The organism is Corynebacterium sp. UBA2622 (assembly GCF_002339505.1).
Lineage (GTDB): Bacteria > Actinomycetota > Actinomycetes > Mycobacteriales > Mycobacteriaceae > Corynebacterium.
Genome location: NZ_DDJO01000013.1, coordinates 70,764 through 94,505 on the forward strand (window position 1 = coordinate 70,764; position 23,742 = coordinate 94,505).

22 protein-coding genes, 1 tRNA gene and 1 other RNA gene are annotated in these 23,742 nt (G+C 68.7%); 16 read left to right on the forward strand and 8 right to left on the reverse strand.

Features of this window, described 5'->3' with window-relative positions:
* The first annotated feature begins 50 nt into the window (after positions 1–50).
* The 4 genes from B3611_RS06055 to B3611_RS06070 are packed head-to-tail and all read left to right on the forward strand — an operon-like array spanning position 51 to position 4,282.
* Positions 51–1,016, forward strand: coding sequence for a TRIC cation channel family protein (locus tag B3611_RS06055; RefSeq protein ID WP_291314263.1), 966 nt, complete (start codon positions 51–53; stop codon positions 1,014–1,016).
* A gap of 14 nt (positions 1,017–1,030) precedes the next feature.
* Positions 1,031–1,849, forward strand: coding sequence for a serine hydrolase domain-containing protein (locus B3611_RS06060; RefSeq protein WP_291314185.1), 819 nt, complete (start codon positions 1,031–1,033; stop codon positions 1,847–1,849).
* 30 nt (positions 1,850–1,879) lie between these two features.
* Complete coding sequence (locus B3611_RS06065) at positions 1,880–3,340, forward strand: MFS transporter (protein ID WP_291314186.1); 1,461 nt, start codon at positions 1,880–1,882, stop codon at positions 3,338–3,340.
* Between the two features lie 3 nt (positions 3,341–3,343).
* Positions 3,344–4,282, forward strand: coding sequence for a nucleoside hydrolase (locus B3611_RS06070; RefSeq protein WP_291314187.1), 939 nt, complete (start codon positions 3,344–3,346; stop codon positions 4,280–4,282).
* Between the two features lie 92 nt (positions 4,283–4,374).
* On the opposite strand, the gene B3611_RS06075 is transcribed toward B3611_RS06070, so the two are convergent.
* Positions 4,375–5,352: a DUF4352 domain-containing protein gene (locus tag B3611_RS06075; RefSeq protein ID WP_291314188.1), complete on the reverse strand. Its 978-nt coding sequence runs from the start codon at positions 5,350–5,352 to the stop codon at positions 4,375–4,377.
* A gap of 229 nt (positions 5,353–5,581) precedes the next feature.
* On the opposite strand from B3611_RS06075, the gene B3611_RS06080 reads away from it, so the two are divergent.
* A complete protein-coding gene (locus B3611_RS06080) occupies positions 5,582–6,499 on the forward strand; it encodes a DMT family transporter (RefSeq protein WP_291314189.1) in 918 nt (305 codons plus the stop codon).
* A 22-nt stretch (positions 6,500–6,521) separates the two neighbouring features.
* Here the strand turns inward: B3611_RS06080 and B3611_RS06085 are convergent, their stop codons facing one another.
* Both B3611_RS06085 and B3611_RS06090 read right to left on the reverse strand, forming a co-directional pair.
* A complete protein-coding gene (locus tag B3611_RS06085; protein ID WP_291314190.1) occupies positions 6,522–7,400 on the reverse strand; it encodes a hypothetical protein in 879 nt (292 codons plus the stop codon).
* A 101-nt stretch (positions 7,401–7,501) separates the two neighbouring features.
* Complete coding sequence (locus tag B3611_RS06090) at positions 7,502–7,732, reverse strand: hypothetical protein (RefSeq protein ID WP_291314191.1); 231 nt, start codon at positions 7,730–7,732, stop codon at positions 7,502–7,504.
* 407 nt (positions 7,733–8,139) lie between these two features.
* Here B3611_RS06090 and B3611_RS06095 point away from each other — a divergent pair, with 407 nt between their 5' ends.
* The 3 genes from B3611_RS06095 to B3611_RS06105 are packed head-to-tail and all read left to right on the forward strand — an operon-like array spanning position 8,140 to position 11,898.
* Complete coding sequence (locus tag B3611_RS06095; RefSeq protein WP_291314192.1) at positions 8,140–8,487, forward strand: hypothetical protein; 348 nt, start codon at positions 8,140–8,142, stop codon at positions 8,485–8,487.
* Entirely contained in the window at positions 8,480–9,874 is a 1,395-nt protein-coding gene (locus tag B3611_RS06100) for an NAD-dependent succinate-semialdehyde dehydrogenase (protein WP_291314193.1), read from the forward strand. The genes B3611_RS06095 and B3611_RS06100 overlap by 8 nt, the downstream gene beginning before the upstream one ends.
* Positions 9,875–9,915: 41 nt before the next feature.
* Complete coding sequence (locus tag B3611_RS06105) at positions 9,916–11,898, forward strand: gamma-glutamyltransferase family protein (protein WP_291314194.1); 1,983 nt, start codon at positions 9,916–9,918, stop codon at positions 11,896–11,898.
* Here B3611_RS06105 and B3611_RS06110 read toward each other — a convergent pair.
* The gene (locus tag B3611_RS06110; RefSeq protein ID WP_291314195.1) at positions 11,895–12,209 is read right to left on the reverse strand and encodes an acyl carrier protein; all 315 of its coding nucleotides are present in this window, start codon (positions 12,207–12,209) and stop codon (positions 11,895–11,897) included. The two genes, B3611_RS06105 and B3611_RS06110, sit on opposite strands and share 4 nt — an antisense overlap.
* A gap of 23 nt (positions 12,210–12,232) precedes the next feature.
* On the opposite strand from B3611_RS06110, the gene B3611_RS06115 reads away from it, so the two are divergent.
* Entirely contained in the window at positions 12,233–13,225 is a 993-nt protein-coding gene (locus B3611_RS06115) for an alpha/beta fold hydrolase (protein ID WP_291314196.1), read from the forward strand.
* Between the two features lie 81 nt (positions 13,226–13,306).
* Here B3611_RS06115 and aceE read toward each other — a convergent pair whose 3' ends face one another.
* Positions 13,307–16,027 carry a pyruvate dehydrogenase (acetyl-transferring), homodimeric type gene (aceE, locus tag B3611_RS06120; protein ID WP_291314264.1) on the reverse strand — a complete coding sequence of 907 codons (2,721 nt, stop codon included), beginning with the start codon at positions 16,025–16,027 and terminating at the stop codon, positions 13,307–13,309.
* Positions 16,028–16,310: 283 nt separating this feature from the next.
* Between aceE and B3611_RS06125 the strand changes: the two genes are divergently transcribed.
* Together B3611_RS06125 and B3611_RS06130 are read left to right on the forward strand one after the other, a co-directional pair.
* Positions 16,311–16,685: a DUF3052 domain-containing protein gene (locus B3611_RS06125; protein WP_291314265.1), complete on the forward strand. Its 375-nt coding sequence runs from the start codon at positions 16,311–16,313 to the stop codon at positions 16,683–16,685.
* A gap of 47 nt (positions 16,686–16,732) precedes the next feature.
* Positions 16,733–16,808, forward strand: a tRNA-Val gene (locus B3611_RS06130).
* A 40-nt stretch (positions 16,809–16,848) separates the two neighbouring features.
* Here B3611_RS06130 and B3611_RS06135 read toward each other — a convergent pair.
* From B3611_RS06135 to B3611_RS06145, 3 genes are read right to left on the reverse strand one after another with little or no spacing between them, the layout of a single operon-like run.
* Entirely contained in the window at positions 16,849–17,265 is a 417-nt protein-coding gene (locus B3611_RS06135) for a hypothetical protein (protein ID WP_291314197.1), read from the reverse strand.
* Between the two features lie 18 nt (positions 17,266–17,283).
* Positions 17,284–18,240, reverse strand: a complete 957-nt coding sequence (locus B3611_RS06140) for an SURF1 family protein (protein WP_291314266.1) — start codon at positions 18,238–18,240, stop codon at positions 17,284–17,286.
* Between the two features lie 9 nt (positions 18,241–18,249).
* A complete protein-coding gene (locus B3611_RS06145) occupies positions 18,250–18,744 on the reverse strand; it encodes a low molecular weight protein-tyrosine-phosphatase (protein ID WP_291314198.1) in 495 nt (164 codons plus the stop codon).
* 116 nt (positions 18,745–18,860) lie between these two features.
* On the opposite strand from B3611_RS06145, the gene B3611_RS06150 reads away from it, so the two are divergent.
* The 5 genes from B3611_RS06150 (at position 18,861) to B3611_RS06170 (ending at position 23,742) form a co-directional block, all read left to right on the forward strand.
* Positions 18,861–20,003, forward strand: coding sequence for a Nif3-like dinuclear metal center hexameric protein (locus B3611_RS06150; protein ID WP_291314199.1), 1,143 nt, complete (start codon positions 18,861–18,863; stop codon positions 20,001–20,003).
* 16 nt (positions 20,004–20,019) lie between these two features.
* Complete coding sequence (locus B3611_RS06155) at positions 20,020–20,700, forward strand: zinc ribbon domain-containing protein (RefSeq protein WP_291314200.1); 681 nt, start codon at positions 20,020–20,022, stop codon at positions 20,698–20,700.
* A 6-nt stretch (positions 20,701–20,706) separates the two neighbouring features.
* Positions 20,707–21,849, forward strand: a complete 1,143-nt coding sequence (locus tag B3611_RS06160; RefSeq protein WP_291314201.1) for a bifunctional RNase H/acid phosphatase — start codon at positions 20,707–20,709, stop codon at positions 21,847–21,849.
* A gap of 44 nt (positions 21,850–21,893) precedes the next feature.
* Positions 21,894–22,302: RNase P RNA component class A (rnpB, locus tag B3611_RS06165), an RNA gene on the forward strand.
* 48 nt (positions 22,303–22,350) lie between these two features.
* Entirely contained in the window at positions 22,351–23,742 is a 1,392-nt protein-coding gene (locus B3611_RS06170; protein ID WP_291314202.1) for an RNB domain-containing ribonuclease, read from the forward strand.

Sequence of the window (23,742 nt, forward strand, 5' to 3'; positions counted from 1 at the left end):
ATGCGCGGGCCGGCCGCGCCGCCCCGGTCTGTAAGATCGCCGCGGTGGACATGATCGAGATGACCCCCGCAATCGCCACCACCTACCAGGTACTCGAGCTGATCGGCGTCTACCTGACCAGCCTGGTGGCCGGCACCGTCGCCAGGAAGATGAACTTCGACATTGTCGGCTTCCTCGTCCTGGCCATCATCTCCTCACTCGCCGGCGGGGCGATCCGCGACGTGCTCATCGACAGCGGCAAGGTCGCGGCGCTGGAGTACCCCGAGTACGTCTGGGTGGCCATCGCGGGTGCCGCCACGGCGTTCGTCGCTCACTTCCACGGATTCACCTGGACGATGTTCCAGTACCACGCCGACATGGTCACCATCGGCGTGTGGGCGGTGACGGGCTCGACCAAGGCGCTCCTCGCCGGTGTGTCCCCGCTCGGGTGCGTGCTCATGGCGGTGGTCACGGCCACCGGGGGCAGCGTCATCCGCGACATGATGATCGGGCGCATCCCGGCGCTGCTGAAGAACCAGCAGTCGATGGCCATACCCGCCGTCGCGGCCGCCACCCTCAACGTCGTCCTGTACCGCTTCGGCTACCACCAGCTCAGCATGATCCTGACCCCGATCCTCGCCTTCGTCATCTCGGCGATCGTCTACTGGATGGGCTGGTACATCCCCGCCCAGCAGGACTTCGCCCCCGTCAACCAGTTCGCCGCACGGCTGCGCCGCAACTTCCAGGGGGTGGAGGAATCCGCCCGCGCCGCTGCGCGCACAATCGAGCCCGACACCGTGCGCGAGTGGCGCCACGAAAAGATGGAGGAAATCGAGCGGGAGGAGGAAAAGGAGCTCGCGCAGCACCACAGCACCCCGGGTGAACCCGTGAAGGAGGAGGTCAAGCAGCAGGTCAGCGACGACCCCTCGCGGGAGGAGTTCATCGACGCGCTCTACAACGCCTTCCTCGACGCCGAGGAAAGCGAACGGGGGGAGCAGTGGCGCGGCTACCGCAACCGGGAGAGGCGCTTCGGGTAACTAGCATCGAATCCATGGATCTGAGCCCCCTCCTCGACCCCTGGCCCGCCGACAACGCCTCCGCCGCGCTCCTCGGCGGCACCACCGCCACCTACGGCGACACCGGGCGCGTGTACGAGCTCGCCAGCGTGACCAAGCTGCTCTCCGCCTACGCCATCCTTCTCGCGGTGGAGGAGGGGGCCTTCGAGCTGGACACCCCGCTCGGCCCGGAGGGATCCACGGTGCGCCACCTCCTCGCCCACGCCAGCGGCGTCGGCTTTGACACCCGCGAGCCGCAGCGCCAGGTGGGGGAGAGGCGCATCTACTCCTCCGCCGGTTACGAGATCCTCGCCGAGCGTCTCGAGGCGGAGGCGGGCATGGGCTTCGGCGACTACGCGCGCGAGGGCGTCTTCGAACCCCTGGGCATGGGCACCGCAGACATTTACGGTTCTGCGGGGCACGGGGGGAGGGCGTCGATAAGCGACCTGCGGGCGTTCGCAGCGGAGCTTCTGGACCCGACGCTGCTGAGTGAGGCCACGCTTCGCGACGCCATGACAAACCAGTTCGGCGACCTGCGCGGTGTGGTCCCGGGCTACGGAATGCAGAAACCCTGCCCGTGGGGGTTGGGTTTCGAGGTCAAGGGGGAGAAGGCGCCGCACTGGACGGGGGAGAACATGCCCCCGGAGACCGTCGGGCACTTCGGCATGGCCGGGACGTACCTCTGGGTCGTGCCGGGCTGGGTGGACGACCCGCGCGCCGGGACGGCGATGGTTGCGCTGACCGACCGCGAGTTCGGCGAGTGGGCGAAACCCCTGTGGCAGAAAACCAATTCGGGGGTCTTTGCGAATCTGTGAAACGGGGGTGAGGGGGGTAGCATTCGGCTTATGACTACGATTCCTGCCGCAGGTGCGAAACTCCCTGTACGCAAGGTGTGGCCGCTCATGCTGGCCCTGCTCACCGCGGTTTTTGCATTCCAACTCAACGCCTCCATGCTCGCCCCCGCGCTGGCGACGATGGAGGGGGAACTCAACGCCACCACCGCCCAGATCGGTCTGACGCAGACGGCCTTCTTCACGGCCGCCGCGCTGTTCTCCCTCTTCATGCCGCGCTGGGGTGACCTCATCGGCCGGCGCAAGGTCCTCTTCGGGATGATGCTCGTCACCGCCGTAGGCTCCGTCGTCGCCGCCCTGGCCCCCAACGTGGCCGTGCTCTTCCTCGGGCGCGTGATCCAGGGCGTCTCGGGCCCGACCGTCGCGTTGACCTCCGTCATGCTGCGCCAGGCGGTGCGCGAGGAGAAGCAGTTCGCCCTCCTCATCGGCGTGCTCACCTCCGTCAACGGCGGCATCGCCGGCATCGACGCGCTCCTGGGCGGGTGGCTGACCTCCACCTTCAGCTTCCGCTCGGTGTTCTGGGTCATCGGCGCGACCGCCCTGTTCGCGGCCGTCGCGACGCACTTCGGGCTCGACGAGACCCGCTCCGAGGACACCCAGCCGATGGACTGGAAGGGTGTCGTCCCGCTGGTGGTCGCGATCGGTGCCATCCTCACCGCACTCAACGAGGCCGGCGGGCTCGCAGCCGCCAACTGGTTCCTCGTCGCCGTGCTGCTCGTCATCGGCGCAATCGCCCTCGTCGTGTTCTGGCGCTGCGAGGACTCCAGCGCCCACCCGCTGGTCTCCACCGACCTCATGCGCCAGCGCCGCACCTGGGCCCTGCTGGCCACCACCACGCTGACCATGACCGGCATCTTCGCCGTCATGAACGGCCTGGTGCCCAACCTCGCGCAGGACCCCGTCAACGGCCCGAACCTTTCCGCGGGCATGGTCTCCTGGTGGACCCTGACCCCCTACGCCATCGCGGGCCTGATCTTCGGCCCCGTCTCCGGCTACATTGCCGGGCGCATCGGCTACAAGATGATGCTGCAGATCGGCATCGCCGGTGCGATCCTCTCCGTGCTCTTCGGCATCTACGTGGTGGGCAACCCGACGCGCGGTCTGCTGCTCGCGCTCTCCATCGCCGCGGGTGTGACCTACGCGGGCATCGCCAACATCATGCTCGGCTCCCTCGGTGTCGTTCTGGCCCCGAAGCAGAACCAGGGCTACCTGCCCGGCATGAACGCCGGTGCCTTCAACCTCGGCGCGGGAATCTCCTTCACCATCATCTTCGCCGCCGCCACCACCTTCGCCAGCTCCGGCGGCGGGTACCGCGCGGGCATGATCACCGGTGCCGTGCTGCTGTTCGGCGCGCTGGCCACGTCCTTCCTCATCCCGCGCCCGGAGACCATCCCGGACACCATCGCCGCCGAGGACGCAGCCGCCAAGAGGGCCGCAGCGGAGGAGGTGCGCTAGGCGATGCGCTCCATCATCCTCGACTGCGACCCCGGCCACGACGACGCCGTCGCCATCCTCCTGGCCGCCGGCAACCCGGACATCGACCTTCTGGGCGTGACCACCGTGGGTGGCAACCACACCCTCGACAAGGTCACGTTCAACGCCCGCCAGGTGCTCACCATTGCGGGGCTTGCCGACGTCCCCCTCCACGCCGGGGCGACGCGCCCGCTGCTCCGGCCCGTGGAAACGGCCGAGGGCATCCACGGCGACAGCGGGATGGAGGTGCACGGTTACGACCTGCCCGACCCGCGTGTGGACGTGGCGGACGGCCACGCCGTGCAGTGGATCATCGACACGGTCATGTCCCGTGAACCCGGCACCGTGACCCTGGTGCCCACGGGCCCGCTGACCAATATCGCGCTCGCGGCGCGACTCGAGCCGCGCATCGTGGAGCGCGTGTGCGAGGTGGTGCTCATGGGCGGCGCCTACGGAACCGGCAACTGGACGGCGTCGGCGGAATTCAACATCGCCATCGACCCGGAGGCCGCGCAGATCGTCTTCAACGAGGCGTGGCCCGTGACCATGGTCGGGCTCGACCTGACCCACCAGGCGTTGGCCACCCCCGAGGTGGAGGAGCGCTTCCGTGCTCTGGGTACGCCCGTGGGCGACTTCGTGGTGGCGCTCTTCGGCGCCTTCCGGAAGAACTACCGCGATGCCCAGGGGTTCATCGACCCCCCGGTGCACGATCCCTGCTGCGTGGCCTACCTCATCGACCCCGAGGCCGTAAAGACGGTGCGGGTGCCCGTGGACGTGGAGACGCAGGGCCGCCTCACCGCCGGGCGCACGGTCGCGGACTTCCGCGCCCCAGCCCCGGAGGACTGCCACACCCAGGTGGCAACCGAGCTCGACGCCGACCGGTTCTGGGGCCTGGTGGTGGATGCCGCAGCCGCGCTCGGCTGAGCTGCGCGGGGGCGCGACGAGGTCCCGCCGAACGGGCAAAACCGCCGCTCCACTTACGTGGGGGCGGCGGTTTTTCCGTGTCGGGGGCGAGCTTACTTAACCGCGAAGAACTTCTTCTTGCTGAAAGGATCCGGCTGAATCGAGATCACGCCTTCACCCGCGGTGGTGGCGGGGACGACGAAGTCCACGTTGCCGGTAACCGTAGCGCCCGAGTAGAGCGTGGTGAGGGAATCGAGCGCCTCGGGGGCCACGGCCGACGTGTCGTAGGAATTCACCGTCGTGCCGTCGGGGAGCACGAAGGACACGATTTCCATCGGGGTCGACCCCTGGGGATCGTCGCCCTTGTAGGCCAGCGTGACATTGACCAGCGCGTACGTCTGGTCGGCGCCGGGTGCCTCGTTGAACGGGTTCTCGGCGAGAACCGCATCCGTTGCGTTCAGGTCCACACTGTTGAGGGTCACCGTCCATTCGTCCGACTCCACGGTGGAACCCACCGGCAGCGGGTTGGCGCGGGTGTCCCCGGGATTGTTGCCCTTGCCCTCTTCCGGGGATGCGGAGCCATTCGGGGCGGCTCCCTCGCCACCCTGGGAGACGGTTACGTCGCTGTTGAAGCTGTCATCGAAGGCTTTGCCCACCACGAAAATGAACACTGCCGCACCCACGATGGTGCCGACGATCGAAAGGATGATGGCGGCAACTGCCGGCCACTTCCTGCCCTTCATGAAAACACCGACGAGGCCCAGGATGAAGGCGATCGGCAGGAGGATCCACCCCAGCATGAGAGCGCCGGGAATGCAGGCGAAAATGAATCCGAGGACTGCACACACGAGCGCGATAATGCCCACGACGTTACGGCGAGGGGGTTCCGGCTCAGCGGCGTACGGGTAACCCGGCTGGCCCGCGGGGTACTGCGCGGTGGGGTACTGCCCACCGGGATACTGCGCGCCGGGGTACTGACCCGGTGCGAACGGGGGAGTGGGGTTCTGGCCGGTGGGGCCGTAAGCGTCGCCCCGCGCTGCCTGGGACGAAACAGGCTGGTGGGGGGCGGGCTGACCCGCTGAACCCGTCATCGGGTCATTCTCTGGCTCCGGAGAACCGGGGTATTTGGTCGACAATCTTCTCTCCTCGGGGAGCCGCGTGGCCTCCCATCTAACGGACGGTAACCGAGCCAGTTAACCACATTCTGACAATGTTTGGACAGGATTCAAAAAGACTTCCTTCAGGTTTGGGGTGGTTGGGCGGGCCCCGGAGCTATCCCCTCCCAGTTTCCGCGTCGGGCCACCGGGTAATTTGGGGCCCATGCTGCCTCTTCTCGCCGCCGTCGCCGCCGGGTCCATCATTCCCATCCAGTCCGCCGCCAATTCCCGCCTCCGCGTGAGCGTGGGGGACAGGCCGGTTGTCTCGGCGCTGATCTCCTTCTCCGTGGCCCTGGCCGTGAGCATCGCGGTGACATCGGTGCTCAGGGGCAACCCCGTGCCGGATATCGCCGCCGCATCCCACGCCGGTTGGTGGGTCTGGCTCGGCGGTGTGATGGGCGTGGCGTTCATCGTGGGCAACATCGCGCTCTTCCCGCGCATCGGGGCGGTGCAGACGATGGTTCTGCCCATACTGGGCCAGCTGATCATGGGCATGGCGGTGGACCGTTTCGGCCTGTTCGGCGCCCCCCACCACGATGTCGGGCTCGCGCGCATCCTGGGTGCGCTCGTGGTGCTGGCCGGCATCGCCCTGGTGCTCAACCTCGGGCGCAACACCCCCACCGCCCACGGGGAGGGCGCGGGGGTCTGGGCCTGGCGCGCGGTGGGGGTTGCCATCGGCATGGGCTCTGCGACGCAGACCACGGTGAACGGTTACCTCGGTACCGTGGCGGGCTCGTCGCTGCACGCCTCCGAGATCAACCTGTTTGTGGGCGCCGTGCTTCTCCTGCTCATTGCGCTGTTCACCAGTCCCCGCCAGCTAGTTACGCGCCCCGGGCCCGGGCCGAGCTGGATGTGGCTGGGCGGATTTGTGGGCGCGGCATTCGTCATCGCCGGTGCAACGCTGGCACCGATACTGGGGACGGCGACCACCGTCATCGGCCTGAACGCCGGAACCATCGCGGGGGGTCAGGTGATGGAGTCCATCGGCGCGTTCGGGGCCCACAAGCGCCCCCTCGACACCCAGCGGGTCGCGGGGCTGATCCTGGTCTTCACCGGTGTGCTCATGGTGCGCCTTCTCTAGCGGAACCGCGCCCGCGTCCCCGCTACCGCACCACGAAAAACTTCGCCGGGGTGGAGGCATCCGGCTGGATCGCCATTTCCCCGTCTGCACCGGGGGCGGAGGGGAGGAGCACCGCCAGGTTTCCGGTGCGGGATTCCCCCGGGCGGACGGGTGCATCAAGCGCCAGGGGTTCGGGCGTCGCCGTTGCGCCACCCAGGGCCCTGAAGTACGTCCCGTCGGGGAAGACATAGGCGACCAGCGGGTGGGGTACAGCACCGGCCGGATCGTTTCCCCTGTACGCGACCGTGAGATTGGCAAGCACGTAGGCTTCTCCCGGGCCGGGCTGCGCGCTCGCGGGGTTGGCGGCGGCGACCTTGGCCGTCGCGTCCAGGTCCACGCCGTTCAGCGTGACAGCCCACTCGTCGGACCTGGCAGCCGCGCCGAGCGGAAGCGGCCGGTCACGGGTGTCTCCGGACTCGCGGCCAGTGTCTTCCTGGAGGGGGTCGGAGGCGGCCGGTCCGTCAGCGGTAGGGGCGGCCTGGCTGTCCCAGCTGTCGACGATTGACACCCCCACCGAGACGACGAAGACAACCACGGCCACCACGACGCCGACCACGGAAACGATGATTGCGCTGATCGCCGGCCACTTTCGCCCGCGCAAGAAGAGCGCCACGATGCCGACGGTGAACCCGGCGGTGAGGAGAAACAGCGCCGCGACGACCATGGAGGGCCGCCACGCGAGGAAAAAGCCGGGGACGGCGAGCCCGAGCGCGGCGAAGGCTGCGATGCTGCGCCGAGCGCCCCGTTTCGCGCCCGCAGCACCCGGCTCCACCGGCTCCATCAGGTACGCCGGGGGTTGCGCATCGGGTTGGCGGGGAGGGGTGGTCTCGGGCTCCGGCGGCCCCGTGTACTTCGTGGACATCGGCTCTCCTCGGGCGGCGGGAAGGTGGTGCGTCAAGCCAACCACAATGTGGAGGAACGCGCGGGCGGAAAGGCGAGGGCCCGTGGAGGCCGAAGGGCCGTCTATCCGATCGCTTTGTCCAGGATGCAGGAGATGATGATCCCGAGAACGACGTTCCAGATAACGGAGAGGAAACTTCTACCCCGCTCCCGGCTCTTCGGGCCTCCAATGAGAAGGGCGATGATCCACAGGATGAAAGCGACGGGGAACAGCGCCGGACCGAGGGGGAGCGCCTCCGGAGCGTGGAAGGACCCGAGTCCGACGACGTCGCAGGCGCCCGCGGCGGAGCCCACAAGCCGGGTCTTCCGCCGCTGCTACCGATGTGTGGCGCTGCCCTCGCCGGGATGCGGGAAGGGCCGCTGTTCGGAGAGGGGAGAGGGTTGCGAGGGCATGTCTTGTCCTCGGAGGGCTGAACGATGTGGTTTCCGCCAGTAGACCACCCGGACGCGATGCGGGTGGGGAACGCGGGTGGCTAAACCTCAACTGAAACTTCACTAAATAGGGGTGTTAACCAGCACTTTAGGGTTGCCGGTGTGGTTCAAGTGAAGCAATATCGGTCCCGAGTTTGAGAGAGCTTTTAGAGGCCGTTGGGGAAGACGAACCTCGTCTCGCACCTCGCTCGCCGCGTCGGCCCGGCCAGTCACCGGGAGGGCGCGGCGGGTCAGGGTGCGCCGCATATCCGATCCTGGAAGGTCCCCGCATGACAACCACCCTGGCCGCACCCACCTCCTGGCGCGCCGCGTGCGCCGCCCCCGTCACAGCCGTCCTCAGTATCGAGGCGATGCCCGCAAGCGCGCGGTGGGACGTCGAGAAGCTCCTGTGCTCCCTGCCTCCCGAGCCCGAGGTGGCGAACCCGATCTTCGATGCCTGGGATACGGCGTGGTTCACCCGCTGGACACGGACCCCGGAGGGTTACTCGTGCCGCGAAATCATCCACGCGCCGACCGCGGATGTGCGCGAGTTCGAGCGGGCCCTCAACGTATTAGCAGGTAAGCATGGGTTCGTGGCGGGCGTGGAGACGCGGTCGTACCATGGGCGACATGTCTAATCCGTACCGAGTACAAAATCCCGTAAACAACGAGGTCGTCGAGAGCTACGACTTCATCACCGACGACGAGCTCGAGAAGGCCGTCGCCACCGCCCACGAGGCGTTCCTGCAGTGGCGCGAGAAGTCCTACGAGGACCGCGGCCAGGTGCTGCGCAAGGTCGCGGAGCTTTTCGACGCCAAGCGCGGCGAGCTGTCCAAGATCATCGCCGAGGAGATGGGCAAGCCCGTGGACCAGGGTGACGCCGAGCTCGACGATGTCGTGGACATCTTCAACTATTACGCCGACCACGGCCCCGAGCTGGGTGCCGACGAGCCCCTCGAGCACGAGGGCGGCACCGCGGTGCTGCGCCGAGTCCCGCTCGGCGTCATCGTGGGTGTGATGCCGTGGAACTTCCCCTACTACCAGGTGGCGCGTTTTGCCGCCCCCGCCGTCATGGCGGGCAACACCGTGATGCTCAAGCACGCGGAGATCTGCCCCCGCTCTTCCCAGATCATCCAGGAGATCTTCGAGGAGGCCGGTGCCCCGGCGGGTGTGTTCACCAACATTTACGCAACGCACGACCAGATCTCGACCCTGCTGGGCGACAAGCGCGTACAGGGCATCTCCCTGACCGGCTCCGAGCGCGCGGGCCGCGCCGTCGCCGCCACCGCCGGGCAGAACCTGAAGAAGGCGCTGCTCGAGCTCGGAGGCACCGACGCCTACGTCGTGCTCGACACCGATGACATGGACAAGGCCGTTCAGACTGCGTGGAAGAAGCGCATCGCCAACACCGGCCAGGCCTGCACCTCCAACAAGCGCATCATCGTCATGGAGGACATGTACGACGAGTTCGTGGCCAAGATGGTGGAGTTGGCCAAGGGCTTCACCCAGGGTGATCCGATGCACCCGCAGGAGGGCCAATACTTCCCGCTCTCCTCGCGCGATGCCGCCGAGACGCTCGTGCAGCAGCTCAAGATGGCCGTCGACGCGGGTGCCACCCTGCACACCGGCGGCGAGCTCACCGGCGAAGGCGCCTACTTCACCCCCGCCGTGATCACCGACATTCCCGTCGGCTCCGACTCCTTCTACGAGGAGTTCTTCGGCCCCGTCGCCGAGATCTACAAGGTGTCCTCCGATGAGGAGGCCATCGAACTGGCCAACGACTCGCTCTACGGCCTCGGCGGCGCCGTATTCTCCACCGACGAGGAGCGCGCCAAGCGCGTCGCGGCCCGCATCGAGACGGGCATGATCCACGTCAACATCCCGCAGGCCGGCGGTGCGGAGCTACCCTTCGGCGGCGTGAAGAATTCCGGTTTCGGCCGCGAGCTCGGCCCGCTGGGCATGGATGAGTTCGTGAACAGGCAGCGCTTCTACGTCGCGGGCGAGGGCGACAAGAGCGGCAGGTAAATCCGGCCTTGTCCCGGGGCGGGGTGTGAAATGATGTGGACATGAGACCCGCATCACGTTCACTCCTCGCCCTTCTTGCTGTTCCGGGTATAGCGCTGGCGGGTTGCTCCGCCGGTCCGGACGCTCCGTCAGCGTCGACGGCCGCGGCGTCTTCCTCCGCGGCCGCCCCGTCCGAAGCAGCCGGCGCGCGGAAGGTGGAGACCCTCGACGTGTCTCGGTGCGAGCCCGCCGACGGCGTCTCCGGCCACGTTAAGGGCGAGGACACCGGGGAGGCGGCGGGGGAGCGCAACACCGAGGTCGCCCCGGAGATCGGCACTGGTTTCCGCAGCGGCATGCAGGAGGTCCGCGCGCAGTCCTTCGCGGTGACCACCGCCAACCCCGTGGCCACCAAGGCGGCCTGCGACGTGCTCATGAACGGGGGCAACGCCGCCGACGCCGTGGTGGCCGCCCAGTTCGTCCTCGGCCTGGTCGAGCCCCAGTCCTCCGGCATCGGCGGGGGAGGCTACATCCTCTACAGCGACGCCACCTCGGGGCGTCGTGTGGCGATAGACGCCAGGGAGGTCGCGCCGCTCGGCGCCGGCGAGAACTACCTCATCCACGTCTCGCCCGAGGACCCCTCCGCGCCGGTCCCCGATGCCCGCAGCTCCGGGCGCTCCATCGGCGTTCCCGGAATCGTCGCCGGCCTCGCCCGGTTACACTCCGAGTTCGGCTCGAAGAAGTGGGATGAGAACCTCCAGCCGGCCATCGACCTGGCGCAGAAGGGCTTCAAGGTCTCGCCGCGCATGTCCGCCTCGATCGCCGATTCCGCCGCGCAGCTCGCCGCGAGCCCCAACGCCGCGAAGTACTTCCTCGACGCCGACGGGAAGGCACTCGCCGCGGGCACCGAGCTGAAGAACCCGGATTACGCGCAGGTCGTCTCGGAGATCGCGAAGGACCCGGACTCCTTCTACACCGGCGACATCGCCGCGGACATCGTCACCGAGGCCACCCGCTCGGACGCTGGCCTGACCCCCTCCGCGATGACCACCGCGGACCTCGCGGGTTACACCCCGCAGGTGCACGATGCCCTGTGCGTGCCCTACAAGGACCGCGAAATGTGCGGCATGCCGCCCTCCTCCAGCGGTGGCGTGGCGGTCCTGGAGAGCCTGCGCCTGCTCGAGGGCCAGGACCTGGCCAAATACGCCCCGAAGGACGTCGGGCCGGACGGCGCGCTGCCGGATCCCGAGGCCATCCACCTCGTCTCCGAGGCCGAGCGACTCGCCTACGCGGACCGCGACACCTACGTGGCCGACCCCGCCTTCGAGCCCGTCCCGGGTGGCCCGGGGGCATTGCTTGCCGACGCCTACACGGCCGGCCGCGCCGGGCTGATCAACCCCGACCGGACGATGGGCAAGGCCCGGCCGGGCCAGCTGCTCGACCCCGTCGGGGCGGGGCCGGACATCCCCGAGCACGGCACGACGCACGTCAACGTCATCGACGCCCAGGGCAACGCGGCCTCCTTCACCTCGAGCGTCGAGGCCGCCTTCGGCTCCTTCCACTTCACCCGCGGCTTCGTGCTGAACAACCAGCTCACCGACTTCTCCGCCGAGCCCCTGGACGAAGACGGCAAGCCCGCCGCCAACCGCGTGGAGGCCGCCAAGCGCCCCCGCTCCTCGATGGCGCCCTTCCTCGTCTTCGGCCCCGACGGCTCCGCCGAGATGGCCCTCGGATCCCCGGGTGGGGCGCTGATCATCCAGTACGTGCTGAAGACCTTCCTCGGCATGACCGAGTGGGGGATGAACCCGCAGCAGGCGGTCTCCGCCCCCAACTTCGGCGCCCGCAACACCCCGAAGACCGGCATCGGCGGGGAACACCCGCTGGTCAAGGACGGCAGCGCCGCCAGTGCCGTGGACTCGCTGAAGGCCAAGGGGCACGACGTGGTCACCGACGACATGTCCAGCGGCCTGTCGGCCCTGGTCCGGCGCGACGGTGCCATCGTCGGCGGGGCAGACCCGCGCCGCGAGGGGATCGTGCTGGGGGGTTAGTCCTCCACGTCGTCGTGGGCGGCGATCCACTCCGCGATCACGCCCACTGTCGCCTGGTCTGTGTACGGGCCCTCCTCGGCGGGCACCCCGAAGAGATCCTCCGCCCGCACCGCCAGCTCGATGCGGTCGAGCGAGGAGACCCCAGTCTCCGCCAGCGTCCTATCGGCGGTGACCGCCTCCGCGTCGACCCCCGCCACCTCGGCGATGAGGCGCACCAGGCGGGCCATCACGCTCTGGTCGTCCTGGTCCGCCTCCTGCTCCGCGTTGCCGAGGTTCAGTGCGCCCAAGTCCAGTCGTTGCGAAAGCTCCATGGGCCCATATATACACTGAGCGCATGTTCAGGGGCATTCTCAAGCGCGTGCTCGACGACGCCTACTACGCGCGCGGCGACCACCCCCGTCCGCGCTCGCTTTCCGACGCCCTCAGCCCGCACCCCATCGGCGGCCTGACATTCGACCGTGAGGGTGTCACCCCGCACCAGGGGATCGGGGTGCACTGGTACGAGCGCGGCCCCGCCGATGCCGCGCTGACGGTGCTCTACGTCCACGGCTTCAACATCTCCTCCGACGAGTTCTACATGCAGGTCGATGCCCTGGCCGACCGTCCGGTGCGCCAGCTGCTGGTGGACCTGCGCGGCCACGGTAAGACGGGCCCCGTTCCTCCCGAGATGTGCGAGATCGACGCCGCGGCCGACGATGTCTTCGCGGTGCTCAGAGACCGAGGCGTGAACGGTCCGCTCATCGTCGTGGGCCACTCGTTGGGCGGGCCCGTGTCCCTCTCGCTCATGCGCCGGCACCGGGAGCACCTCAACCTCGCTGGTAGCGTGCAGATCTCCTCCGCCGTGGAGCCTTTCACGGACCAGGGGATGCCGCAGGTTCTGGCGGGCCGCGCGGGTGCGCTGCTGGAGGACATCATGACCGACACGCCCCTCCTGGCCGAGGGCATCCTTGCGGTGGGGAAGAAGGCCATAGCACCTGTCCTCGCGCTGGGCTTCTACTTCCGCCCCGTGGGCTACGCGGTGGTGAAGTTCCACGCGACGATGATGCAGAAGACCCCGCTGGACACCTACGCCGGCTACTTCGACGACCTGCTCACGCACTCCGAGCTGGATGCCGCACCCGTGCTGGCTGACCTGCCGGGTTACATCCTGGTCGGTGACCACGACGAGGTCACGCCGGTGAGCCAGTCCGCGCGCCTCAGCGAGATCTGGCCCCGCGCCTACGTGCAGGTCCTGCCCGAGAGCGGGCACATGCCGCCCCTCGACGCACCCGGGGCGGTCAGCACGGCCATTGCGCGGCTGATCGAGCGGGTCGGCGGGCACGGGTAGGCGAGTACCCGGCCGCGGCCCTCGAACGGGGAACGCCCCCGGTTCCTCCTGGGGAGGCCGGGGGCGTCGTATAGCGAATGTTTACTCCTCGCTGTTCGTGCCGCCGTTCGGGTTGGGCTCGGTCGGGTCGTCGACGTGCAGGTCCTTGGCGGCCTGCGCGGCGACGGACATGTCGAGCTTGCCCTCGTTGGCCAGGGCCATGAGCGAGGCGACGACCATCGACTCGGCGTCGATGTTGAAGAAGCGGCGCGCCGCCTCCCTGGTGTCGGAGAAGCCGAAACCGTCCGCGCCCAGGGCCACGTACTGGCCGGGCACGTACGGGCGGATCTGCTCGTGCAGGTCGGTGGCGAAGTCCGAGGTGGCGATGTACGGGCCCTCAGTCTGCTTCAGCTGGGTGGTGGCGAAGGGCTCGCCGACATCCTCGCCCGGGTTCTGCAGCTTCTTCTTGTTCAGCGCCGCGCCGTCGCGGGCCAGCTCCACCCACGAGGTGACGGAGTAGACCGAGGCGCCGACGTTGTAGTCGCGCTGCAGGATCTCCTGGGCGCGCAGCGCCTGCTGCATACCGATGCCGGAGGCGAGCAGGGAGACGTTGTTGTCCTTCTCCTCGCCGCGGTCGTAGAGGTAGATGCCCCGGTGCAGGCCCTCCACATCCAGGTTCTCCGGGCGCGCCGGCTGGTGGGTCGGCTGGTTGTAGACGGTGATGTAGTACATCACGTTCTCACCGCCGTCCGGGCCGTACATGCGCTCGATGCCCTTGGAGATGAGATAGGGCATCTCGTAGGCGAACGCCGGGTCGTAGGTGACCACGGCCGGGTTCGTGGAGGCCAGGATGGGGGAGTGGCCGTCCATGTGCTGCAGGCCCTCGCCGAAGAGCGTGGTGCGGCCGGCGGTCGCGCCGATGATGAAGCCGCGCGCCATCTGGTCGCCGGCGGCCCAGAAGTTGTCGCCGGTGCGCTGGAAGCCGAACATCGAGTAGAAGATGTACATCGGGATCATCGGCTCACCGTGCGTCGCGTAGCTCGTCGCCGCGGCGATGAAGGAGGCCGAGGAGCCGTCCTCGTTGATGCCCTCGTGGAGGATCTGGCCGTCGACCGCCTCGCGGTAGGAGAGCTGCAGGTCGTGGTCCACCGGGGTGTAGTTCTGGCCCACCGGGTTGTAGATCTTCAGCGTCGGGAACCAGGAGTCCAGGCCGAAGGTGCGGGCCTCGTCCGGGATGATGGGGACGACGCGCTTGCCGATCTCCTTGTCGCGCATAAGCGCCTTGAAGGTGCGCACCAGCGCCATGGTGGTGGCCACCTCCTGCTTACCGGAGTCCTTGAAGTTTGCCTTGAAGGTCTTCTCGAAGTCCGGCAGCTCCAGCGGGGTGTACTCGCGGCGGCGCTCGGGCAGGTAGCCGCCGAGCTCCTTGCGGCGCTCCTTGAGGTACTTGATCTCCTCCGCGTCCTCGCCCGGGTGGTAGTAAGGCGGGTTGTACGGGTCTTTCTCCAGGACCTCGTCGGGGATGGGGATCTCCTGCTTATCGCGGAACTGCTTGAGGTCCTCGAGGGTGAGGTTCTTCATCTGGTGGGTCGCGTTGCGGCCCTCGAAGTTGTGGCCGAGGCCGTAGCCCTTGATGGTGTGGGCGAGGATGACCGTCGGCTTGCCCTTGGTCTCCAGGGCGCGCTTGTAGGCGGCGTAGACCTTCCGGTAGTCGTGGCCGCCGCGGCGCAGCGCCCAGATCTCCTCGTCGGTGAGGTCCTCCACCAGCTTCAGGGTGCGCGGGTCGCGGCCGAAGAAGTGCTCGCGCACGTACGCGCCGTCGTTGGCCTTGAACGTCTGGTAGTCGCCGTCCTTGGTGGTGTTCATGACGTGGACGAGCGCGCCGTCCTCGTCCTTCTCCAGCAGGGCATCCCACTCGCGGCCCCAGACCACCTTGATCACGTTCCAGCCGGCGCCGATGAAGAAGGCCTCCAGCTCCTGGATGATCTGGCCGTTGCCGCGCACGGGTCCGTCGAGGCGCTGCAGGTTGCAGTTGATCACGAAGGTGAGGTTGTCCAGGCCGTAGAGGGAGGCCATGTGGATCAGGCCGCGGGATTCCGGCTCGTCCATCTCGCCGTCACCGAGGAAGGCCCAGACGTGCTGCTGGTCGGTGTCCTTGATGCCGCGGTCCTGCAGGTACTTGTTGAAGCGCGCCTGGTAGATCGCGTTCATCGGGCCCAGGCCCATGGACACGGTGGGGAACTCCCAGAACTCGGGCATGCCGTGCGGGTGCGGATAGGACGGCAGGCCGCCCTGCGGGCGGGAGTGCTCCTGGCGGAAGCCGTCGAGGTCGTCCTCGGTGAGGCGCCCCTCGAGGTAGGCGCGGGCGTACATGCCGGGGGAGGCGTGGCCCTGGAAGAAGATCTGGTCCCCGCCCTGCTCCGCGTCCTTGCCGCGGAAGAAGTGGTTGAAGCCGACCTCGTAGAGCGCGGCGGCGGAGGCGTAGGTGGAGATGTGGCCGCCGACCTTCACGCCCGGGCGCTGCGCACGGTGCACCATGATGGCCGCGTTCCAGCGCATCCAGCGGCGGTAGCGCTTCTCGATCTTCTCGTCGCCCGGGAACTCCGGCTCCATGTTCGTCGGGATGGTGTTGACGAAGTCCGTGGACGACAGCGCCGGCAGCGGCACGCGCTTAGCCGATGCCCGCTCGATGAGGCGGAGCATGAGGTAGCGGGCCCGCTCGGGGGAGGAGGCGTCCAGCAGGCCGTCGAAGGATTCCATCCACTCTTCGGTCTCTTCCGGGTCCTGATCGTGCAGGTAGGAGGCGACACCCTCCCGGATCATGGGGATGTTGGATTCGCGGTCGTTGCCGTACGGATCCTTTTCATCGAGGTCGTGGTCAGCCACGTCGGAACCTCCGTTGATTGCGTCTAATGTTTCCTGCCCAAGCGTACCCCGCACCCCCGACACGGGTGCCAGGCCGGGGGTCGGGCCGCCGGCGTGCTGGGCGCAGCAGCCGTTTTGCCTCCTACACACCCCGCGGGCGTTATTATTCATCTGTACGTGAAGGCTCAATAAGGAGGACACACACTTGGGCGCCGCCGGTGTCGACAACTACGCAGACCTCATGGAACTCCGTGAGGGCAGCATCATCCAGGAACTCGGGTGGGATGAGGATGCCGATTCCTCCATCTCCGAGGCCATCGAGGACGCCCTCGGGCAGCCCCTCCTGGACGAGGACGCCGACGAGCTTTGCGACGTCATCCTCCTCTGGTTCCGGCCCGACGACGGGGACCTCGTCGACTCCCTCGTGGATGCCGGACGCAACCTCGGTGACAATGGACGCATCTGGTTGCTCACCCCCTCGGCCACCGCGCCCAATGCCGTGAACCCCGGCGAGATCTCCGAGTCCGCCCAGCTGGCGGGCTTCGTGCAGACCAAGGCCAACCGTTTCGGCGACTGGCAGGGAGCCTGTCTGACCAGCGCGAACATCAAGAAGTAGCCCGTTTTTGGGCTGGTTTTCGCGCCCGTGTTAATGTGGGTGGGCGCGCGCCGTTAGCTCAGCTGGAAGAGCAACTGGTTTACACCCAGTAGGTCGGGGGTTCGAGCCCCTCATGGCGCACCAGATCAGAGCCCCTTCCCGGGAGTCCGGGGAGGGGCTTTTTCTACCTGGGCCGAGCCGCGAGCGCCTCGATCTCGCGAACCTCGCGGGCCGGGGCGTCCTCGGCGGAGAGGTCGTAGCCGATGTCGAACACGTCCCACATTCCCAGGCGCAGGCGCAGCGAGCCGGCGTGGCTGGAACCGGGGTCGGGGAAGACGACGAAGTCGAGTAGCTCGGTGCCGTGGAAGCGGCAGGCGGCCTCGGCGAAGGCCTCCAGCGAGACCCCGCGCAGCATGGCGGCGCCGTCCGGGTCGGCGAGGGTGGCCAGGGCGCTCATCGGGGCGGAGCGGAAGCCCCCCAGATCGTCGCACAGTGCATCCTCGAGGTCGCCCTCCTCGATCTCCGGCGCCATCACCACACCCGAGGCCCGCAGTGCACCGAGGCATGCGGTGAGCAGTTCATGGTCGGACTGGTCAAACACGGTACGGCCCCTTCTTCGCTAGCGTTCTTCCTGCCTATCGTAGGCCGACGCCCACGGGTTGCGCTTGCTGTGGCCGTACCGGTCGCGCACCTGCCCGCGCGAGGGTTGTTCAGAGCGCCCGCCGGATTGGTCGCCCCGGCGGGCGTCCTCCCGCGCGCCGGGCTCGGGGAGAGCGGCGGAGGGGGCGTCGATAAGCAGGGCCTCCTGCTCCTCGTCGAAGCGGCGCCTCTCGCGGCGCTCGGCCCAGATGAAGTACACGAGCCCGGCGGGGGCGAGGATGCCGAAAGCGATCCACTGCAGCCCGTAGGAGAGGTGGTTGCCCGTCTCGAGCACAGGCAGCGGAATAGCCTCGATGACACCCGGCTCGCCGCTGGTGAGCTGGACGTAGGGGGAGGCCAGGTTGAGCCCGGTGAGGCCGGAAATCTGCTCGGTGTTGATGGAGTAGACCATCTCGTGGCCCTGATCCTGCATGGGCGCGGTGGGGTGGACGCCCTCGTCGACGCGCACGAAACCCGTGACAGTGACCGTCTCGCGCGGCGCGGGGTCGAAGGACGGAACCTGCGTGCCGCCGTCGCGGGCGGGGACCCAGCCGCGGTTGACCAGGACAACCGTGCCGTCGTCGGCGGCGAAGGGGGTGAGGATCTGGAACGCGGGGGTCTTGTCCACGGGCCGCAGGCGCAGGAGCACCTCGTTGTCGGGGAGGTAATGGCCGGTCAGCGTTACGCGGGTCCACTCGTTGGCGTGGTCGAAGCTGCCGTCGGGTCCCATCACGTCGCGGAAGGGCACCGGATCGTGCTCGAAAGCGCGCTCGATGTGCTGGTTGCGCTCGACGAGGGCCTCGTTCTTGTTCAGCTGCCAGGGCGCGAGGAACGTGAACGCGAAGTAGGAGAACGCCGCAATCAGGATGGCGGCAATTACCCACCCGGGAGAGAGGAACGTTCTCCACCAGGGTTTTTCCTGCGACTTGGCGGCCATCACAAGGCGTTACTCTACCCGCGCCCGGACCCAGGCGGTAATGCCGTCGGCGGCCGCCTCGATCTGCTCGCGGGTGGTGGCGAAGCCCTCCTGACCTCCGTAGTAGGGGTCCTCCACCCCCGCGCCCTCTGGGGCGGAGGGGTCGAAGGAACGCAGCAGCCGGATCTTTTCCTCCGGCACACCCCGGGCGACAAGCTCGGAGACGTGCCGGTTCTCCAGGGCGACGATGAGGTCGGCGTCCTGCTGCGCGGGGCCGAACTGCTGGGCGCGGTGCCGCGAGCCGTCGTAGCCGTGGTCCGCGAGCTCCTGGAGTGCCCGGTCATCGGCACCGTGGCCGACGTGCCACCCGCCGATACCGGAGGAGCTCAAGCGCACCGCCTTCCCGAGCCCCGCCTCCTTCAGTTTGGAGCGGATGATCACCTCGGCCATGGGGGAGCGGCAGATGTTGCCGGTGCACACGAAGTCGATGTGCAGCGGAGGCGTAGGGGTGTTGGGCTCGGTCATGGCGCTTCCTTTCCGGGGCGTGCCCGCGGGCGGCAGGGGAACACCTCCCACCCTAGACCGGGCGCGGGACACACTGGCGGGACCGCGTGTCCGGAGGGGTTTGTACCCTGGGGGCCATGAGTGATCGCACAGTGACAGTCGCGGACGTTGTCGGTGCCCTGGAGGCGGCATACCCGCCCTCCCTGGCGGAGAGCTGGGACAAGGTGGGCCTCATCTGCGGCAACCCGTCCGACGAGGTGACCAAGGTCGCCTTCGCCCTCGACTGCACCCTCGAGGTGGCGCAGCGCGCCGTCGCATCGGGTGCGCAGATGCTCGTCGTACATCACCCGCTGCTGCTTCGCGGCGTGTCCTCCGTGGCGGCGGACACACCCAAGGGGAAAGTCATCCACACCCTGCTCAGGGGCGGGTGCGCCCTCTTCGCCGCTCACACCAACGCGGACTCCGCGCGCCCCGGTGTCTCCGACATCCTGGCGGAACTGGTGGGCATCACACCGGGTCGTCCGATCCGGCCGGTGGGCCTGGGCGGCATCGACAAGTGGGGTGTCTACATCCCGCCCGCCGACACAGCCGCCGTCATGGCCGCGATGTTCGAGGCCGGGGCTGGACAGGTTGGCGACTACGCGGACTGCGCCTTCGAATGGGAGGGAACCGGCGGCTTCACCCCGGTAGAGGGTGCGGACCCCGCCGAGGGCACCGTGGGGGAGCACTACACCGCCCCCGAGAAGCGCGTCGAGTTCGTCGCCCCCACCCGCATCCGCCGCACGCTTATCGACGCCCTCCGCGCCGCCCACCCCTACGAAGAGCCCGCCTTCGACATCGTGGCGATGGAGGACACGAGCGACCTCGCGCAGGCCACCGGCCTCGGCCGTGTCGGCGAGCTGCCCGAGCCGATGACGCTGCGGGAGTTCACCCAGCAGGTGGCGGACGCGCTGCCGGAGACCGTGTGGGGCGTGCGCGCCGCGGGGGACCCGGAGCGGGTGGTGCGCCGGGTGGCTGTCTCGTCGGGGGCCGGTGACAGTCTGCTCGGGGACGTCGTCAAGCTCGGCGTCGATGTCTTTGTCACCTCGGACCTGCGCCACCACCCCGTCGACGAGCACCTGGCGGCCGGTGGGCCGGCGGTGATCGACACCGCGCACTGGGCCAGCGAGTTCCCGTGGACGGGGCAGGCGGAGGGTATCGTGAAGCGGCTGAACGTGGACACCGAGATCCTCCCCGTCCGCACGGACCCGTGGACCGTGTCCGCCCACCCGGAACGCTAACTGAAAAGGAACAGACGTGAACCTGTCACCCGAGCTGCAACCGGTTCTGCTTGAGCTCTCCATCGCCGACCGTCAGAGCGCGCACCCGGGCACCGTCCCGCCCGAGCAGCGCGAGCTGGACACCCTGACCAGGGAGCGCGAGCGCCTCGCCTCCGCCGCCGCGGCCGCGCAGATGGCCGTGGACGACATGGAGCTGGAGATCCTGCGCATCCAGGAGGACGAGCGCAAGCTGAAGAAGCGCGAGCTGGACGACAAGCGCCAGCTTTCCGCGGAGACCGACCCGGACCGGCGGCGTGATCTGGAGCACGACCGCTACGCGGCGAAGTCGCGTATCGCGGACCTGCTCTACGAGCTCAAGGAGGCGCACAACGAGATCGCGGCGCTGCGCAACAACCGCGACAACCACGGCGCCCGCCTCGACGAGGCCGACCGGAGAATCGAGGTCGCCCGCCGGGCGGTGGAGGCCCTTCCCGAGGTGGAGGCGGTGGACACCGCGGCGCTGCGCAACAAGCTTCCCGCGGACGTTCTCGAGGCCTACGACTCCGTGGGTGCGGCCGCCTTCAACGGGCGCGCCTGCAACTCGTGCTTCCTGCAGCTCCCCGCGGCCGAGCGGGCCGAGGTGATGCAGGCGGGCGAGGACGAGCTGCCCACCTGCCCCAACTGCGGAGCGCTGCTCGTGCGCACCACGGGGGAGTAGGCGACGGTGAGGGTCAAGGTCTACACCGACGGCGGCTCCCGCGGAAACCCCGGGGTCGCAGGATCCGGTTCCGTCGTTTACGGCGCGAACGGCGAGACGCTGGCCGAGGTCGCCTACGTGGTGGGCAGGAAATCCTCCAACAACGTCGCCGAATACACGGGCCTGCTGCGGGGGCTCGAGGCGGCCGCGGAGCTGGGTGCGACCGAGGTGGAGGTCTACATGGACTCCAAGCTGGTCATCGAGCAGATGGCCGGGCGGTGGAAAATCAAGCACCCCGACATGCGCACCCTCGCCCTCGAGGCGCGCCAGCTCGCGTCCGGGTTCAAGGAGGTCACCTACACCTGGGTCCCCCGGTCGAAGAACAAGAAGGCCGACGAGCTGTCCAACGTGGCGATGGACGCCGCGGCGAAGGGCGCCAAGCCGGGCATCGTCGGCGCTCCGGTGAAACCGGCGGCCGCCGCTCCCGGGGAAGGGAAGAGCACCCCCGCCGCCGGCCACGTCGTCGCCGGGCCCGCACACTGGTCCGGCAGCGACGAGCCGCGCACCCGCTTTGTTCTCCTGCGCCACGGTCAGACGGAGCACTCGGCCGGCCGGCGCTACAGCGGCTCCTCCGACCCCGAGCTCACGGGCGCCGGTGTGGATCAGGCGCGCCGGGCGGCTTCGGCGGTCGCGGGCCTGGGAACCATCGACGTGGTGGTCAGCTCCCCGTCCGCGCGGGCGCGGGCGACCGCCCGAGTTTGCGCGGACGTGCTCGGGATCGAGGAGGTCCACGTCGTCGACGGGCTGCGCGAGGTGGATTTCGGGGCCTTCGAGGGCCTGACGCGCGACGAGGCCAGTGAGCGCCACGGGGAGGAATTCCGGGAGTGGGAGGCGTCGCCAAGCGTGGCCCCGCCGGAGGGTGAGTCCCTGACCCAGTTGCACCGCCGGGTCACGCGCGCGCGGCTGAAGCTCCAGGAGGAGCACGCCGGAAAGACGATCCTGGTGGTCACCCACGTGACCCCCATCAAGTCGATCATCCGGCAGGCGCTGGGCGCGGGCGCCGAGGTGTTCAGGCACGTCTTCCTGGACCTCGCGTCGGTGTCCGTCGTGGAGTTCTACGGTGACTTCGGGGTGGTGCGCTGCGTCAACGACGTCGCCCACCACCGGTAGTTGGCCAACGGCGCTGTTTCCGGCGTAAACTCGCAACCTGCGAATGAGCTGGCCGGGTGATCGCGACCTCCCGAACCGTCGCCGCGTGCGGGCAGGCGGGGGTCGAGGAAAGTCCGGACTCCACAGGGCACGGTGGTTGCTAACGGCAACCCGGAGCGATCCGCGGGAAAGTGCAACAGAAAGTAGACCGCCCGCCCTCACGGGCGGGTAAGGGTGAAAGGGTGCGGTAAGAGCGCACCGGCATGCGTGGCGACACGTGTGGCCAGGTAAACCCCACCGGGAGCAAGGCAAGAGCCCCCGCCCCTGCGGCGGGGGTCGTCGGACGCCACCGAGGCGGCCCGCCCAGTCCGAAGGTAGCTGCTCGAGGCGCCCAGCAATGGGTGGCCCAGATGGATGTTCGCCGCCCCGGCCCAGGCCGGGGTACAGAATCCGGCTTACAGGCCGGCTCATTCGCCCCTTTTCCTCCGCCGGCGGCGGGGAACTCTGTCACAATGGCGGGTTATGAAGCTGTATGCCGCCCCGCTGGACTTCCGCGACGTTGCGCGGGAGTTCGATGTGCCCACCGATTTCCCTCCCGAGGTCCACGCGGAGGCCGCCGGTCTAACCGACCGCCACGCCGATGCCCGCCGCGATGCCCGCGACATTCCCTTCGTCACCATCGACCCCGTCGGCTCGAAGGACCTTGACCAGGCCGTCTACATCGAGAAGGACGGTGACGGGTACGTGGTGTACTACGCCATCGCCGATGTTGCCGCCTTCGTGGAGCCGGACACGCGGACCAAGGCGGAGTCCCTCCAGCGGGGCCAGACGATTTACCTGCCCGACGAGCCCGCCCGCCTGCACCCGCCCGAGCTCAGCGAGGGGATCGCGTCGCTGCTGCCGGACGTCGACAGGCCCGCGGCCCTGTGGACCTTCCACCTCGACGCCCACGGTGAGGTCACGGGCTCCCACGTCGAGCGCGCCCTCGTGCACAGCGTGGCCCGCCTCGACTACGACGGGGTGCAGGACGACCTCGACCACGGTCGCGCGCACCCGTCCATCGCGCTCCTGCCCGAGGTGGGCACGCTGCGCCAGGAGAGCTCGCTGCGCCGCGAGGCGATCAACCTCCGCGTGCCCTCCGTGCGCGTGGTGGAGGACGAGGAGGGCCACTTCGAGCTCGTCATCGAGCCGCGCCACCCCGTCATGGACTACAACTCCGAGATCTCGCTCCTCACCGGCATGGTGGCGGGCCAGATGATGGTCGACGCCGGCAAGGGCTTCCTGCGCACCCTCGGCCCCGCGCCGACGGGCGCGGAGAACGACTTCCTCCGCGAGATCCGCAACCTCGGGTTCGACCCCGGGAACGACATCGGGCAGTTCCTGGCCACGATCGACCCGGACACCCCGCGCGGGATGGCGGCGATGCGCGAGGCGCAGAAGCTGCTGCGCGGCTCGGGCTACGTGGACCTCTCAGAGAAGGCGCCCGAGGTCCACGCGGGGATCGGCGGCTACTACAGCCACGTCACAGCGCCTTTGCGACGCCTCATTGACCGCTACGCCACAGAGGTCTGCCTGGCCATCTGCGCCGGAACCGAGGTGCCGGACTGGGTGCTGCGCGACGGCGCCGGGGTGGTCAAGACGATGGGGCGGACCGCCCAGCTGGCCAACGCGGTGGACAAGGCGTGCCTCAACCTCACCGAGGCCACGGTGCTGCGCCCCTGGCTGGGCCACAACTTCGACGCGGTGGTCCTGCAGTCCGACGAACCGGGCGACCAGTCCCGCATCTTCGTCGTCGATCCTCCCGTACTGGGGCCCTGTCTGGGCCACCCGGAGGAGGGGAAGGAGACGGCGGTCTCGCTCGTCCGCGCCGACGTGGACAAGCGTGAGGTGGCGTTCGCCTGGCCGGCGGACTGA